At 64.1% G+C, this 14740-nt stretch carries 15 protein-coding genes; 14 read left to right on the top strand and 1 reads right to left on the bottom strand.

Features of this window, described 5'->3' with window-relative positions; genetic code table 11:
* The first annotated feature begins 357 nt into the window (after window positions 1-357).
* The 7 genes from ACJ8HB_RS11035 (at window position 358) to ACJ8HB_RS11005 (ending at window position 7819) form a co-directional block, all read left to right on the top strand.
* Window positions 358-2070, top strand: a complete 1713-nt coding sequence (locus tag ACJ8HB_RS11035; RefSeq protein ID WP_047569462.1) for an arylsulfatase — start codon at window positions 358-360, stop codon at window positions 2068-2070.
* Window positions 2067-3251: an anaerobic sulfatase maturase gene (locus ACJ8HB_RS11030; protein ID WP_047569459.1), complete on the top strand. Its 1185-nt coding sequence runs from the start codon at window positions 2067-2069 to the stop codon at window positions 3249-3251. The genes ACJ8HB_RS11035 and ACJ8HB_RS11030 overlap by 4 nt, the downstream gene beginning before the upstream one ends.
* Before the next feature lie 129 nt (window positions 3252-3380).
* Window positions 3381-4874, top strand: coding sequence for an APC family permease (locus ACJ8HB_RS11025; protein ID WP_094859826.1), 1494 nt, complete (start codon window positions 3381-3383; stop codon window positions 4872-4874).
* The gene (locus ACJ8HB_RS11020; protein ID WP_047569456.1) at window positions 4849-5439 is read left to right on the top strand and encodes a DUF3156 family protein; all 591 of its coding nucleotides are present in this window, start codon (window positions 4849-4851) and stop codon (window positions 5437-5439) included. The genes ACJ8HB_RS11025 and ACJ8HB_RS11020 overlap by 26 nt, the downstream gene beginning before the upstream one ends.
* Window positions 5432-6214: an SDR family NAD(P)-dependent oxidoreductase gene (locus ACJ8HB_RS11015; protein ID WP_033636968.1), complete on the top strand. Its 783-nt coding sequence runs from the start codon at window positions 5432-5434 to the stop codon at window positions 6212-6214. Before ACJ8HB_RS11020 ends, ACJ8HB_RS11015 begins: the two co-directional genes overlap by 8 nt.
* A gap of 11 nt (window positions 6215-6225) precedes the next feature.
* Entirely contained in the window at window positions 6226-7023 is a 798-nt protein-coding gene (locus ACJ8HB_RS11010) for a molybdenum cofactor biosynthesis F family protein (RefSeq protein WP_047569454.1), read from the top strand.
* A 4-nt stretch (window positions 7024-7027) separates the two neighbouring features.
* On the top strand, window positions 7028-7819 hold the full coding sequence (locus ACJ8HB_RS11005; protein WP_047569452.1) for an SDR family oxidoreductase: 792 nt from the start codon (window positions 7028-7030) through the stop codon (window positions 7817-7819).
* A 56-nt stretch (window positions 7820-7875) separates the two neighbouring features.
* Here ACJ8HB_RS11005 and hpaR read toward each other — a convergent pair whose 3' ends face one another.
* A complete protein-coding gene (hpaR, locus tag ACJ8HB_RS11000) occupies window positions 7876-8328 on the bottom strand; it encodes a homoprotocatechuate degradation operon regulator HpaR (RefSeq protein WP_047569450.1) in 453 nt (150 codons plus the stop codon).
* A 327-nt stretch (window positions 8329-8655) separates the two neighbouring features.
* Between hpaR and ACJ8HB_RS10995 the strand changes: the two genes are divergently transcribed.
* The 7 genes from ACJ8HB_RS10995 to hpaI all read left to right on the top strand — a co-directional run bounded on the left by ACJ8HB_RS10995 (window position 8656) and on the right by hpaI (window position 14739).
* Window positions 8656-9288, top strand: a complete 633-nt coding sequence (locus ACJ8HB_RS10995; RefSeq protein ID WP_047569448.1) for a fumarylacetoacetate hydrolase family protein — start codon at window positions 8656-8658, stop codon at window positions 9286-9288.
* On the top strand, window positions 9285-10049 hold the full coding sequence (locus ACJ8HB_RS10990; RefSeq protein ID WP_033648528.1) for a fumarylacetoacetate hydrolase family protein: 765 nt from the start codon (window positions 9285-9287) through the stop codon (window positions 10047-10049). Before ACJ8HB_RS10995 ends, ACJ8HB_RS10990 begins: the two co-directional genes overlap by 4 nt.
* Window positions 10046-11500: a 5-carboxymethyl-2-hydroxymuconate semialdehyde dehydrogenase gene (hpaE, locus tag ACJ8HB_RS10985; RefSeq protein ID WP_033636981.1), complete on the top strand. Its 1455-nt coding sequence runs from the start codon at window positions 10046-10048 to the stop codon at window positions 11498-11500. The genes ACJ8HB_RS10990 and hpaE overlap by 4 nt, the downstream gene beginning before the upstream one ends.
* Before the next feature lie 37 nt (window positions 11501-11537).
* Window positions 11538-12611, top strand: a complete 1074-nt coding sequence (hpaD, locus tag ACJ8HB_RS10980; protein ID WP_004933173.1) for a 3,4-dihydroxyphenylacetate 2,3-dioxygenase — start codon at window positions 11538-11540, stop codon at window positions 12609-12611.
* Window positions 12612-12661: 50 nt separating this feature from the next.
* On the top strand, window positions 12662-13048 hold the full coding sequence (locus ACJ8HB_RS10975; protein WP_004933172.1) for a 5-carboxymethyl-2-hydroxymuconate Delta-isomerase: 387 nt from the start codon (window positions 12662-12664) through the stop codon (window positions 13046-13048).
* Window positions 13049-13062: 14 nt separating this feature from the next.
* Window positions 13063-13866 (top strand): 2-oxo-hept-4-ene-1,7-dioate hydratase, encoded by an 804-nt coding sequence (gene hpaH / locus ACJ8HB_RS10970; protein WP_039567496.1) that lies wholly within the window; start codon window positions 13063-13065, stop codon window positions 13864-13866.
* A 78-nt stretch (window positions 13867-13944) separates the two neighbouring features.
* Window positions 13945-14739, top strand: a complete 795-nt coding sequence (hpaI, locus tag ACJ8HB_RS10965; RefSeq protein WP_033636985.1) for a 4-hydroxy-2-oxoheptanedioate aldolase — start codon at window positions 13945-13947, stop codon at window positions 14737-14739.
* Window position 14740 lies beyond the last annotated feature (1 nt).

The raw sequence follows: 14740 nt of genomic DNA, 5'->3' as shown, positions 1-14740 counted from the left end.
CAATAAAACACATAAATAACAAGATGACACTGCATTAATCAGGGCTTTTCAGGGCGGATTTTTCGCGATTTTCATTAATAGGTTAATGAAATAATTCACCGCTTTTCCCGCTGAATTTACAGCGCTTTTCAATGTTTGCCCGGACGAAGCCCTCGCCGCCCTGCGCGTGCTACAGCCGATGCCGTCGCCGTCGTCCCTCGTTCTTAAGAACGATAGCCAGGCTTTTCCGCCGCTTCCTACACTGCGAATTGAAGATAGCGCCAGGCGGCGCCAAACGTATAAGACGAAAAAATGATGACCTTTCTCGGGCTGAGGCGTCGGGTTGTTCAGTCCGCATGACCATACGGGGAACGAACGATGCAGAAAAAAACGTTGGCGGTGGCGTTGAGCGGCGCCTTATCGGGCCTGGCGCAGGGGGCGGACGCCGATCGCCCCAATGTGCTGATCATTCTGGTGGACGACATGGGCTACTCCGACATTAGCCCGTTCGGCGGTGAGATACCGACGCCCAACCTGCAGGCGTTGGCCGAACGGGGCGTGCGCATGAGCCAGTACTACACCTCGCCGATGTCGGCGCCGGCGCGCTCGATGCTGATGACCGGCAACACCAATCAGCAGGCCGGCATGGGCGGCATGTGGTGGTATGAGAGCACCGCCGCGCAGCCGGGCTATGAAATGCGCCTGACCGACCGCGTGACCACGCTGCCGGAGCGTTTTCGCGACGCGGGTTACGCCACCATGATGGCGGGCAAATGGCACCTGGGCTATGTCGACGGCGCCAAACCGACCGATCGCGGCTTCGAGCGCGCCTTCGCCTTTATGGGCGGCGGCACCAGCCATTTCGACGATGCGAAACCGCTGGGCACCGTGGAGGCGTTCCACACCTTCTACACTCTGAACGGCAAACGCGTGTCGTTGCCCAAAGATTTCTATTCCAGCAAGGCCTATGCCGATCAGCTGGAACAGTGGATCCGCGATACGCCGCAAAATAAGCCCGTCTTCGCCTATCTGGCCTTCACCGCGCCGCACGATCCATTGCAGGCACCGGATGACTGGATCGCCAAATTCGACGGCAAATACGACGCCGGTTACCAGCAGGCCTATCAGCAGCGCATTCAGCGCCTGAAAGCGCTGGGGCTGATTTCCGAGCGTACGCCGATGCCGACGCTGGCGCTGGATAAGGCCTGGAACGCGCTGACGCCCGAGCAGCAAAAATATGAAGCCAAGACCATGCAGGTGTACGCGGCGATGATCGCTTACATGGACGATCAGGTCGGTGCGGTGCTGAACACCCTCAAGCAGACCGGCCGCGACCAAAATACGGTGATCGTGTTCGCCACCGACAACGGCGCCAACCCCGCCAGCGGCTTTTACTACGGCTCGAAGCCGGAGTATTGGCGGCAGTTCGACAATAGCTACGCCAACCTCGGCCGCAAGGGATCGTTCATCTCCTACGGGCCGCACTGGGCCAACGTCAGCAACGCGCCGTACGCCAATTACCACAAAACCACCAGCGCGCAGGGCGGCATCAATACCGATTTCATCATCTCCGCGCCGCGGCTGAAGGGGCGCGGCGGCATCGACCGCACGCCGATGGCGGTGTATGACATCGCCCCGACGCTGTATGACTATGCCGGCATCGACGCCAACAAACCGCTGAAGGCCAAACCGACGCTGCCGATGGTCGGCGTCAGCTTCAAACGCTATTTCAGCGGCGAGGCCGACCGCGTGCCGCGCGCGACCTACGGCGTGGAGCTGCATAACCAGGCCGCCTATGTGGACGGCGTCTGGAAGCTGCGGCGGTTGGTGAAGGCCGGGCCGACGGCGCAGATGGCGCCGTGGGGGCTGTTCAACCTGCATGACGATCCGCTGGAAACGCGCGATCTGGCCGCCACCAACCCGGAGCGAGTCAAACGGCTGAGCGAGGCGTATCGCCGCTTTGCGCAGCAGGGCATGGTCATTGAAGCCAAAGGCGCAGCGATCGACTACCTCGGCGTCGACGCCGGCACCGGCGACTACATCGGCCTGGATCCGTTGACCCACAAACCGTTGCCGCAGGCGGCGCCATGAACCTGGCCCAGCTGCGCGCGCAGCAGATCCCGGTAGAGAGCGAACCGCGCGCGGCGGCGCCTTTTCATCTGTTGGTGAAGCCGATCGGCGCCGGCTGCAACCTGGGCTGCCGCTACTGCTACTATCCGCAGCGCCAGCAGGAGCGGACGCGCAAGATGGACGACGACCTGCTGGCGGAATTTATCCGCGGCTACATCGCCGCCCAGCCGCGTTACAGCCGCGAGATCAACTTCGTCTGGCAGGGCGGTGAGCCGCTGCTGGCGGGGATCGGTTTTTACAAGCGGGCGCTGGCGTTGCAACGCCGCTACGCGCCGCCGGGCGTGCGGATCAGCAACAGCCTGCAGACCAACGGCACCCTGCTGAACGACGCCTGGTGCCGGCTGTTCCGGCAGCATCACTTTATCCTCGGCGTCAGCCTGGACGGCGATCGCGAGGTGCAGGACGCCCACCGGCCGGACAAGCGCGGCGGTGCCAGCTATGACGCCGCGCTGCGCGGCATTGCGCTGTTGCAGCGCCATCAGATCGATTTCAACCTGCTGATGGTGGTGCACGACGGTGTCGCGGATCGCGCCGAGGCGATCTACGATCATGCGGTGGCGATCGGGGCGCGCTATCTGCAGTTCCAGCCGCTGATGCTGGAAGGGGATGCGCCCACCGCCGGCTATGGGCTGAGCGCCGCCAACTGGGGGCGCTTCATGCTGGCGGTATACCGCCGCTGGCGCAGCCGCGGGCACGTCGGCCAGGTGTTTGTGATGAACATCGAACAGGTCTACGCGCAGTATTTCACCCACGTCAGCCCCAGCTGCGTACACGCCGAACGCTGCGGCGGCAATCTGGTGATGGAGCCGGACGGGCGGCTTTACGCCTGCGATCATCTGATCAACGCGCAGCACCTGCTCGGCCATGCCGATCGCCACACGCCGCTCGCCACCTTGGCGGCAAGGGCGGCGGAGATGCCGTTCGGTAAAAACAAGAGACTGCGCCGCGAGTGCCAATGCTGCAGCGTGAAAAGCGTCTGCCAGGGCGGCTGCCCGGCGCATGTGGGCGAAGATCGTTACAACCGGCTGTGCGCCGGCTATTACGCCTTCTTTTCCGCGCTGCTGGCGCCGCTGCGCGCCTACCCGCGCAGCCCGCAGGGTGCGATGCAGTGGCGCGCCGCCGTGAGCACGGCCGCAGGTTGAAACCGTCTCGTCCTTAAGGACGATAGTCAGCATTTTCCTTTCCTCTCTATAGTGAGATGACCGCCGCTGGCGGTGAAAAACCTGCAAGCACCTGCATGCATCAGGCCAAAACTATAAGAGGAAATAACCATGAACCTGTCGTCGCGGTTGCACGCCCACCTGGCTCGAGGCAAGGTCGGCTTTCCCACCACCCTGGCCAGTTCGGTCGGGGTGATCATGGCCAGCCCGGTGATTCTGACGGTCACCAGCGGCTTCGGCATCGGCGGCGACACCTTCGCGCTGGCGATGCTGATCGCCTTCATCATGATGCAGGCACAGCTCACCACCTTCTCCGAAGCGGCGGCGCTGCTGCCGACCTCCGGTTCGGTTTACGACTACATCTCCTGCGGCATGGGGCGCTTTTTCGCCATCACCGGCGCGCTGTCGGCCTACCTGATCGTGCACATCTTCGCCGGTACCGCCGAGACCATTCTCTCCGGCATCATGGCGCTGGTGAACTTCGAGCACCTCAACACCCTGATGGAAAGCCACAACGCCTCCTGGATGGTCGGCGTCGGGCTGGTCATCGTGTTCGGCCTGCTCAACGCGTTCGGCATCGAGGCCTTCGGCAAAGCGGAGATCGTGCTGACCTTCGCCATGTGGAGCACGCTGGTGATTTTCGGCATCGTCGGGCTGCTGTCGCCGCGTGCGGTGCCGCTCGAGGGCTGGTTCGGCAGCACGCTGAGCCTGAACGATCCCTTCGCGGTATTCAGCCTGATCGGCATGGCGATGTTCATGTTCGTCGGCTGTGAGCTGGTGACGCCGATGGCGCCGGAGATCAAACGCTGCGATCGGGTGATCCCGCGTGCGATGGCGCTGGGGCTGTGTGGCGTGGCGGTGTGCATGGCGCTGTATGGCGCGGCGCTCAGCCACCAGGTGGAAAACGTGGTGATCGACGCCGCCAGCGGCACGCGCCTGCTGGAAACGCCGATGGCCATCCCGGCGTTCGCCGGCCAGGTAATGGGCCAGTTCGGCAAATACTGGCTCGGCGTCGGCCTGCTGCTGGCCGGCGCCGCGACCATCAACACGCTGATGGCGGCGGTGCCGCGCATTCTGTACGGCATGGCGCTGGACGGCGCGCTGCCGCGCATGTTCGCTTATCTGCACCCGCGCTTTAAAACGCCGGTGGTCGGCATTCTGGTGGCGGTATTGATCCCCTGCGTACACGCCTTCGCCATTCAGGGCAACCTCGACAGGATCATTCCGCTGGTGCTGGCGGCGGTGTGCGCCTGGGGCGTGGCCTACCTGCTGGTGACCTGCTCGGTGGTGATCCTGCGCGTACGCCGCCCCGATCTGCCGCGCGCCTATAAATCGCCGTGGTTCCCGCTGCCGCAGATCGTTTCCAGCGTCGGTATCGTGCTGGCCATCGTTTACATCACGCCGCCGGGAATGAACCCGAGCGACATCTACATTCCCTTCGGCTGGATGATCGGCCTGACCGCCGCCTATGCGCTGTTCTGGACGCTGTGCGTGCAGAAAGTGAATCCGTTCAAGCCGGTGCCGGTCGAGCAGGTGCTGGAGAACGCGTTCGCCAAGGGTGAAACCGAGGAGGCGCAGTTTGATCGGCTTACTTCCCTCACTTAATCGCGCCTGGCGGCGAGCGCCGTCGGGCTATCGGCCGGGCGCCGCGCTGGATCGTCTGGCGCGCAACCTGGAACCCTACGCGTGCGAACGCCTGGCGCCGGGCCTGCTGCGGCTGACGCTGCCGCAGGGGCCACAGATCGAGATCGGCGAACAGGTGCAGGGGCTGTTTATGGCGCATATCGTCAGCCACCGCTTTCGGTTGCAGGGCGCGTGCGCAGCGCAGCCCCCGCTGACGCTGGACGTGGTGACCGGCGGCTGGCTGCGGCGGCGCGGGGTGCGTTATCTGCTGCGCCAGCGCCACGCGGCCGCGCAGCGGGTGCTGGACGGCCTGCAGCGCTACCCGCAGATCGGCGAGACGCTGGCGCAGCTGGATTTTCGCCGCGTGCGGCTGACGGTGAACGACGGGCGCTGGCAGGTGGATATCGAGCATTTTGCCGCGTCGGAGGTGGTCAGCCGTTTGCCGGCCGGCCGCCGCTACCTGCGGCTGGATGCCGAACAGCGGCGGCTGCTGTTGAGCAGCCTGCTGATGCTCGGCCAACTGATGGAGAAGCTGAATCATGAATAGAGTGGTTGTGATTACCGGCGGCGGCACCGGCGTCGGCGCCGCCTGCGCCCGTCTGCTGGCGGCGCAGGGCGATCGGGTGTTCATCATCGGCCGCCGCCCGGAACCGCTGGCGGCGCTGGCGCAAGAGATCGGCGCGCAGGCGCTGGTGGGCGATGCCGCCAGCGGCGAGAGCTGGAACCACGCGCTGCTGCCGGCCATTCTGCGCGACGCCGGGCGCATCGACTGCCTGATCGGCAGCGCCGGCGGCATGGGCTTCAAGCGCATCACCGAGATGACCGACGCGCAGTGGCAAGGGGCGATGGACAGCAACCTCAACAGCGCCTTCGCCAGCGCGCGCGCCTGCCTGCCGGAGCTGATTAAAAGCGGCGGCAACCTGCTGTTTGTCGCGTCGATCGCCTCGCTGGCCGCCGGGCCGGAGGTCTGCGGCTACGTCACCGCCAAGCACGCGCTGATCGGGCTGATGCGCTCCATCGCCCGCGACTATGGCCCGCTGGGCGTGCGCGCCAACGCGGTGTGCCCGGGCTGGGTGACCACGCCGATGGCGGACGAAGAGATGCAACTGCTGATGGACGCCCATCAGATTTCGCTGGAGCAGGCTTACCAGATGGTCTGCCGCGACGTGCCGCTGCGCCGTCCGGCCAGCGCCGAGGAGATCGCCCGCGTGTGCCGTTTCCTGTGTTCCAGCGAGGCTTCAATCATTACCGGCGCGGCGCTGGTGGCCGACGGCGGCTCCACCATCGTCGATGTGCCGACCCTGGCTTTCACTTCCCTGTAAGGAGCATTTCCATGAGTTCAGAAGCGGTATTCATTCAGGTTGGCGCGCTGGCGGAAGGCTTTGCGCCGCACAGCAATACGCTGGAACGGCAGCACGGGTTGGCGGGCACCACGCTGACGCTGCACTTTAGCGACGGCGCGACGCAGCGCTGCCGGTTTACCGACGAGCAGACGCTGGAGTGGGGCGAACGGCGCGGCGTCGCCTATCGCGCCACCAGCATTCGCCCCGGTGTGCTGTTTATCGATTTTCTCGATCCCGCCCGCGCCAACGCCAGCATTACGCTGGTATGCGACCGCAATCAGGGCAACTTCACCGCGGTATACGGCCAGCTGCCGGACGAAGCGCAGGCGCGGCTCGATGCCTTCAGCCGGGTGGAACAGGGGCTGCCGCTGACCGCGGTCGGGGCCGAATTCCGCTTCGGTACGCTGGACGACGCCGACGTGGCGCCGCCGGGCTTTACCGATGAGCTGATCGGCATGCGCAATATGTACACCTACAGCCCGACCGAGCGGTACGAGCACATCTACCTGAACGACAACTTCTACGCCTGGCAGTGTCTGGACGGGGTGGAGAAAGGGCTGGCGGACGTCGATCGCTGCCACTACGTGAAGGTGGCGGAGCAGCTTTATCTGTTCGTCTGGCGCGAGAAGATCATCCCGACGCTGGGCGTGGTGATGATCGATCTGCAGGGCATGCGCACCGACGGCAAGATCCTCGGTTATCAGGGCAGCGATTTCAGCGCGCTGAGCAACTTTGCGGTCGGCGCCCATGCGCAGGTGCTGAACACCACACGCCACCCGCGAGGATAGGGCGATGAGCGCAACCTATGCGGCCGACGCCTTCTCGGGGCAGGCGGTGCTGGTGACCGGCGGCGCGCAGGGCATTGGGCTGGCGATCGTCAGCGCCTTTGCCCGGCTGGGCGCCGAGGTGACGATCGCGGACGTGCAGCTGCCGCAGGCGCAGGCGGCGGCGCAGGCGCTGCGGGACGAAGGGCTGAGCGTGCAGGCGCTGGTCTGCGATCTGGCCGAACCGGGGCAGATCGCCGAGCTGGTGGCGGCGGTGGGCGAGCGGCATCAACGGCTGGACGTGGTGATCCACAACGCCGCTTACTTTCCGCTGACGCCGTTCGCCGCCATCGACGCGGCCCTGCTGCAACGCACGCTGAGCGTCAATCTGATGGCGCCGTTCTTTCTGGCGCAGGCGGCGCTGCCGTGGATGCGCCGCCGGGGCGGCGGCTGCCTTCTGGTGACTTCGTCGGTGACCGGCCCGCGGGTGGCCTACCCGGGGCTGGCGCACTACGCTGCCTCCAAGGCCGGGGTGAACGGGTTTATTCGCGCGGCGGCGCTGGAGCTGGCGGCGGAGAAAATTCGCGTCAACGGCGTGGAGCCGGGGATGATCCGCACGCCGGCGATGGCCAACCTGGGCGACGCGCAGGTGAATCAGGCGATCGCCGCCTCGGTGCCGCTCGGGCGGCTGGGGGAACCGGAAGACATCGCCGCGGCGATGGTGTTTCTCGCCTCGCCGGCGGCGGCCTACATCACCGGCCAGACGCTGGTGGTGGACGGCGGCGCGCTGTTGCCGGAAACGAATTCTCTGCTTACTTGACGCTGCAGCGTTGTTTGCTGCAACGCCAATTAATTTGAGAATTCCGGTTGGTTAAATCACTTCTTAGTGGGATGCGCGGTGACGTTGGCGGGCAGGCTGTCGCCCAGGGTGATCAGCTCGTCCAGCAGCGCCATCAGCTGGTCCATTTTCTGCCGCGAAAAGGCGGCTTCAATCTCGGCGTAGCCCTGTTCCACCTGGTGGCGCGCCACTTCATACAGATCCTGGCCCTGCTGGGTCAGCGACACGTACAGCTTGCGCTGATCGTTGACCGGCTTGAGGCGGAAGATCAGCTTGTCACGCTCCATGCGCGAGAGAATGCCGGTCAGGCTGGGGCGCAGGATGCAGGTTTCCGCCGCCAGCTCGTGGAATTCGATCGAGCGGCTGTTGGCCAGCACGCGGATGATGCGCCACTGCTGTTCGGTCAAATTGTGGCTTTTCAGGATCGGGCGGAAGAACCCCATGGCGGTTTCACGCGCCTGCAGCAGGGCGATGGTTAACGATTCATGCATAAGTTTGGCCTTAGCTATCAAGGTGTTCGTTGTTACGGCGCTCGTTATGGGGGCGCCCGCCCCGCAAAGCCCGATTTTGTTAATAACTTAATAGTAGCCAAAGTTACCCGTAGGGATAAAGCAAAAATGCGTGCCGCAGCGAAAAATGGCGAGAAAAATGATTAATACGTTGAATAATCACGCTAATGTTCGTTATTTGTGAATATTTTGTTATCACGATCACAAATCGCTCCAAGCGCGTTGCGTAAAAGCTGCACAGCGTATAAAAGTAATCATTAATATATTAATGAATGCCGGTTGTCATGTTTTGCCATTGGAGGAGTTCGCATGAAAGGCACCGTATTTTCCGTTGCGCTGAACCACCGCAGCCAACTGGACGCCTGGGATCAGGCGTTACACCAGCCACCGTATCAGACCCCGCCCAAAACCCCGGTGTGGTTTATCAAACCGCGCAACACCCACCTCGCCAACGGCGGGGCGATCCCGTTTCCGGCCGGTGAAACCGTGCAGAGCGGCGGCACGCTGGCGGTGATCATCGGCGATACCGCGCGCAAGGTGCCGGTTGAGCAGGTGAGCCGTTATCTGGCCGGCTACGCGTTGGCCAACGACGTCAGCCTGCCGGAAAGCAGCTTCTATCGCCCGGCGATCAAGGCCAAATGCCGCGACGGGTTCTGCCCGCTGGGGGAGATCGGCCAGCTGGAGGCTGCCGATCGGCTGGAGATCGTCACCGAGATCAACGGCGTGGAGCAGGATCGCTGGTCCACCGCCGATCTGGTGCGCTCGGTGCCGGAGCTGATCGCCGCCATCAGCGACTTTATCACCCTGCAGCCGGGCGATGCGGTGCTGATCGGCACCCCGCACCAGCGGGTGGAGATCAAACCGGGGGATGAGGTGACGGTGCGCGCCGCCGGCCTGCCCACGCTGACCAACCGCGTCACCCAAGCAGGAGCCGCATCATGAAACATGCCCGTATTCGCCATCATGGCCAGGCCGTCAACGTCCAAGTGGACGACCAGCTGCGCGTCACGCTGCCGAACGGCGAGGTGCTGCAGGAGCGCGAAGTGGAATGGCTGCCGCCGGCGCAGGGCACGGTGTTCGCCCTCGGGCTGAACTATGCCGACCACGCCAGCGAGCTGGAATTCAAGGCGCCGGAGGAACCGCTGGTGTTCCTCAAGGCGCCGAACACCCTGACCGGGCACCGCCAGGTGTCGGTGCGCCCGGCCGGCGTGGAGTACATGCATTACGAAGCCGAGCTGGTGGCGGTGATCGGCAAGACCGCGCGCAACGTCAGCCGCGAGCACGCCATGGAGTACGTGGCGGGTTACACCCTGTGCAACGACTACGCCATCCGCGATTACCTGGAAAACTACTACCGGCCGAATCTGCGGGTGAAGAGCCGCGACACCCTGACGCCGATCGGACCGTACATCGTCGATCGCGACGACGTCGCCGATCCGCACCGGCTGGCGCTCAGCACCTACGTCAACGGCGAGCTGCGCCAGCGCGGCAGCACCGCCGACATGATTTTCGACATTCCGTTCCTGGTCGCCTACCTGAGTGAATTCATGACGCTGCAGCCGGGCGACATGATCGCCACCGGCACGCCGAAAGGGCTGGCCGACGTGCAGCCGGGCGACGAAGTGGTGGTGGAGATCGAGGGCATCGGCCGTCTGGTTAACCACATTATCAGTGAAAAAGATTACGAGGAGAGCCTGCGATGAAAACCATCAACCATTGGATCAACGGCAAGAACGTCGCCAGCAAAGAGTATTTCACCACCACCAACCCGGCGAACGGCGAGGTGCTGGCGGAAGTGGCCTCCGGCGGCCAGCTGGAGATAGACCAGGCGGTGGCGGCGGCGAAAGAGGCGTTCCCCAAGTGGGCGAATACGCCGATGAAAGAGCGCGCGCGCCTGATGCGCCGCCTGGGCGAGCTGATCGACCAGAACGTGCCGCAGATCGCTGAACTGGAAACTGCCGACACCGGCCTGCCGATCCACCAGACCAAAAACGTGCTGATCCCGCGCGCTTCGCACAACTTCGAGTTCTTCGCCGAGGTGTGCCAGCAGATGAACGGCAAGACCTACCCGGTGGACGACAAGATGCTCAACTACACGCTGGTGCAGCCGGTGGGGGTATGCGCGCTGGTGTCGCCGTGGAACGTGCCGTTCATGACCGCCACCTGGAAAACCGCGCCTTGCCTGGCGCTGGGCAACACCGCGGTGCTGAAGATGTCCGAACTGTCGCCGCTGACCGCCGATCGCCTGGGCGAGCTGGCGCTGGAGGCCGGCATTCCGGCCGGGGTGCTGAACGTGGTGCAGGGCTACGGCGCCACCGCCGGCGACGCATTGGTGCGCCATAAAGACGTGCGCGCGGTCTCCTTCACCGGCGGCACCGCTACCGGCCGCCGCATCATCGAAAGCGCCGGGCTGAAGAAGTTTTCCATGGAACTGGGCGGCAAGTCGCCGGTGCTGATCTTTGAAGACGCCGACATCGAGCGGGCGCTCGACGCCGCGCTGTTCACCATCTTCTCGATCAACGGCGAGCGCTGCACCGCCGGTTCGCGCATCTTCATTCAGGAGAGCATCTACCCGGAATTCGTCAAACGCTTCGCCGAGCGCGCCAACCGTCTGCGCGTGGGCGATCCGCAAGATCCCAACACCCAGGTGGGGGCGCTGATCAGCCCGCAGCACTGGGAAAAAGTCTCCGGCTATATTCGCCTCGGGGTGGAAGAAGGGGCGACCCTGTTGGCCGGCGGTCCGGACAAACCGGCCGGTTTGAGCCACGGCAACTTCCTGCGCCCGACGGTGCTGGCGGATGTCGACAACCGGATGCGCGTGGCGCAGGAAGAGATCTTCGGGCCGGTGGCCTGCCTGCTGCCGTTCAAGTCGGAAGAAGACGGCCTGCGCATGGCCAACGACGTGGAATACGGCCTGGCGTCGTACATCTGGACGCAGGATGTGAGCAAGGTTCTGCGCCTGGCCCGCGGCATCGAAGCGGGCATGGTTTTCGTCAACACCCAAAACGTACGCGATCTGCGCCAACCGTTCGGCGGCGTGAAAGCCTCCGGCACCGGCCGCGAAGGCGGCGAATACAGCTTCGAAGTGTTCGCCGAAATGAAGAACGTGTGCATTTCCATGGGCGACCACCCGATCCCGAAATGGGGCGTCTAAGCCTCGGGCCACAATAATAACGAAAGAGATGAGAACAATGACGACAAAACTTACCACTAATGCTGTCCCTGCTCCCGACGTCGTGCGCTGTGCCTACATGGAAATTCAGGTCACGAACCTTAAAGCCGCACGCGAATTTTACGTCGATATCCTCGGCCTGGTCGTGACCGCCGAGGATGACAAAACCCTCTACCTGCGTTCGATGGAGGAGTTCATTCACCATAACCTGGTGCTGCGCGAAGGCCCGGTCGCCGCCGTTGCGGCGTTTGCTTTCCGCGTGCGCACGCCGGAAGACGTCGATCGCGCCGAAGCGTATTTCAAGGCGCTTGGCTGCCGCACCGAGCGTCGGGTGAACGGGTTCGCCAAAGGCATCGGCGATGCGGTGCGGGTCGAGGATCCGCTCGGCTTCCCGTATGAGTTTTTCTACGACGTGCAGCACGTCGAGCGTCTGGCCTGGCGCTACGATCTGTATACGCCGGGCGCGCTGGTGCGCCTCGACCACTTTAACCAAATCACCCCTGACGTGCCGCGCGCCGTGGAATACATCCAGGGGCTGGGCTTCCGCGTAACGGAAGACATCCGCGATGAAGACGGCGTGGTTTACGCCGCCTGGATGCGCCGCAAGGCGACGGTGCACGATACCGCGATGACCGGCGGCGCCGGGCCGCGCATGCACCACATCGCCTTCGCCACCCATGAAAAGCACAATATTTTGGCCATCTGCGACAAGCTCGGCGCGCTGCGCAAATCCGATTTGATCGAACGCGGCCCCGGCCGTCACGGTGTCTCCAACGCGTTCTACCTCTATCTGCGCGATCCCGATGGCCACCGCGTGGAGATCTACACGCAGGATTACTACACCGGCGATCCGGACAACCCGACCGTGACCTGGGACGTGCATGACAACCAGCGCCGCGACTGGTGGGGTAATCCGGTGGTGCCGAGCTGGTATACCGAAGGATCGCTGGTGCTGGATCTCGATGGGCAGCCGCAGCCGGTCATCGAACGCAGCGCGCCCAGCGAAATGGCCGTCACCATCGGCGCAGACGGTTTTTCCTACACCCGTGAGGGCGATACGGAAAAAGGTTTCAAACTTGGCAATACGCTGTAAATGCCGCTGCGCGGGCCGCGCCCGCGCCTATGCGCCGTCTGGAGAACGCTATGCCCCATTTTTACGCTGAATGTACCGACAACATCCGCCGCGAGGCGGATTTGCCCACCCTGTTCGCCAAGGTCAACGAAGCGCTGGCGGCGACCGGCATCTTTCCGCTGGCCGGCGTACGCAGCCGCGCCATCTGGCTCGACACCTGGCAGATGGCCGACGGCAAGCAGGACTACGCCTTCGTGCACATGACGCTGAAGATCGGCCACGGCCGCAGCCTGGAAAGCCGGCAGCAGGTGGGCGAGATGCTGTTTGCGCTGATCAAGGAACACTTCGCCGCGCTGATGGCGCAGCGTTACCTGGCGCTCTCTTTCACTATGGAAGAGCTGGATCCGGTGCTGAATTACAAACAGAACAATGTCCACGCGCTGTTCAACAAGGCGTGAATAAGGGGTCGTAAATGCTGGATAAAGAGCAGGTTAACCGCGCCGTACAGCGCCTGCATCAGGCGGAAAAGAGTCGTGAACAGATCCGCGCGCTGTCGCTCGATCATCCCGAGATCACCATCGAGGACGCCTACGCCATTCAGCGGCAGTGGGTGGAGCTGAAGATCGCCGAGGGGCGCAAGCTCAAGGGCCACAAGATCGGCCTGACCTCGCGCGCCATGCAGGTGAGCTCGCAGATCACCGAGCCGGACTACGGCGCGCTGCTGGACGACATGTTCTTCAATGACGGCAGCGACATTCCGATCGATCGCTTTATCGTGCCGCGGGTGGAGGTGGAGCTGGCGTTCGTGCTGGCCAAGCCGCTGCGCGGGCCGAACTGCACGCTGTTCGACGTCTACAACGCCACCGACTACGTCATTCCGGCGCTGGAGATCATCGACGCGCGCAGCCACAACGTCGATCCCGAGACGCAGCGGCCGCGCAAGGTGTTCGACACCATCTCCGACAACGCCGCCAACGCTGGGGTGGTAATGGGCGGGCGGCCGATCAAGCCGGATGCGCTGGATCTGCGCTGGATCGCCGCGCTGCTGTACCGCAACGGCGTGATTGAAGAGTCCGGCGTGGCGGCGGCGGTGCTCAACCACCCGGCCAACGGCGTGGCCTGGCTGGCCAACAAGCTGGCGCCGTATGAGGTGGAGCTGGAAGCGGGGCAGGTGATCCTCGGCGGCTCCTTCACCCGGCCGGTGCCGGCGCGGCGCGGCGACACCTTCCACGTCGACTACGGCCCGATGGGCTGCATCAGCTGCCGCTTTGTCTAATAAGCAGGCTCGGCGAACCGGGCCGCAATAAACCGGGCGGGGGGCCATGCGCTACGCCCGCTTGTCAGGGAGAATGCGATGTTAACCAACCACTTCAAGCGTGCGCTGCAGGAAAAACGCCCGCAGATCGGGCTGTGGCTCGGGCTGTGCAGCAGCTACAGCGCCGAGCTGCTGGCCGGCGCCGGTTTCGACTGGCTGCTGATCGACGGCGAACATGCGCCCAACAACGTGCAAACGGTGCTGGGGCAGCTGCAGGCGGTCGCGCCTTACCCGAGCCGGCCGGTGGTGCGGCCGCCGTGGAACGACGCGGTGATCATCAAGCAACTGCTGGACGTCGGCGCGCAAACCTTGCTTATCCCGATGATTCAAAACGCCGAACAGGCGCGCGATGCGGTGCGCGCCACGCGCTATCCGCCGCACGGCGTACGCGGCGTCGGCAGCGCCCTGGCGCGCGCTTCGCGCTGGAACCGGGTGCCCGATTACCTGCAGCAGGCCGACGAGCAGATGTGCGTGCTGGTGCAGATTGAAACCCGCGAAGCGGTGAAAAACCTCGACGCCATTTTGCAGGTGGAAGGGGTGGACGGCGTGTTTATCGGCCCGGCGGATCTCAGCGCCGATATGGGCTTCGCCGGCAATCCGCAGCACCCGGAGGTGCAGCGCACCATCGACGACGCGATTGCGCGCATCCGCGCCGCCGGCAAGGCGCCCGGCATTTTGATGGCCAACAAGGCATTGGCGCAGCGCTATCTGGAAGCCGGCGCGCTGTTCGTCGCGGTGGGGGTGGACACCACCCTGCTGGCGCGGGCGGCGGAAGCCCTGGCTGACGAGTTCAAACAGGGCGGGGTGCAAGCGCCTTCATCGGGAGTTTACTGAA

The organism is Serratia sp. CY27727 (genome assembly GCF_052169275.1).
GTDB classification, from domain to species: domain Bacteria; phylum Pseudomonadota; class Gammaproteobacteria; order Enterobacterales; family Enterobacteriaceae; genus Serratia; species Serratia sarumanii.
The sequence above is the reverse complement of the archived record's forward strand: the minus strand, read 5'-3'. Positions and strand labels throughout refer to the sequence as shown.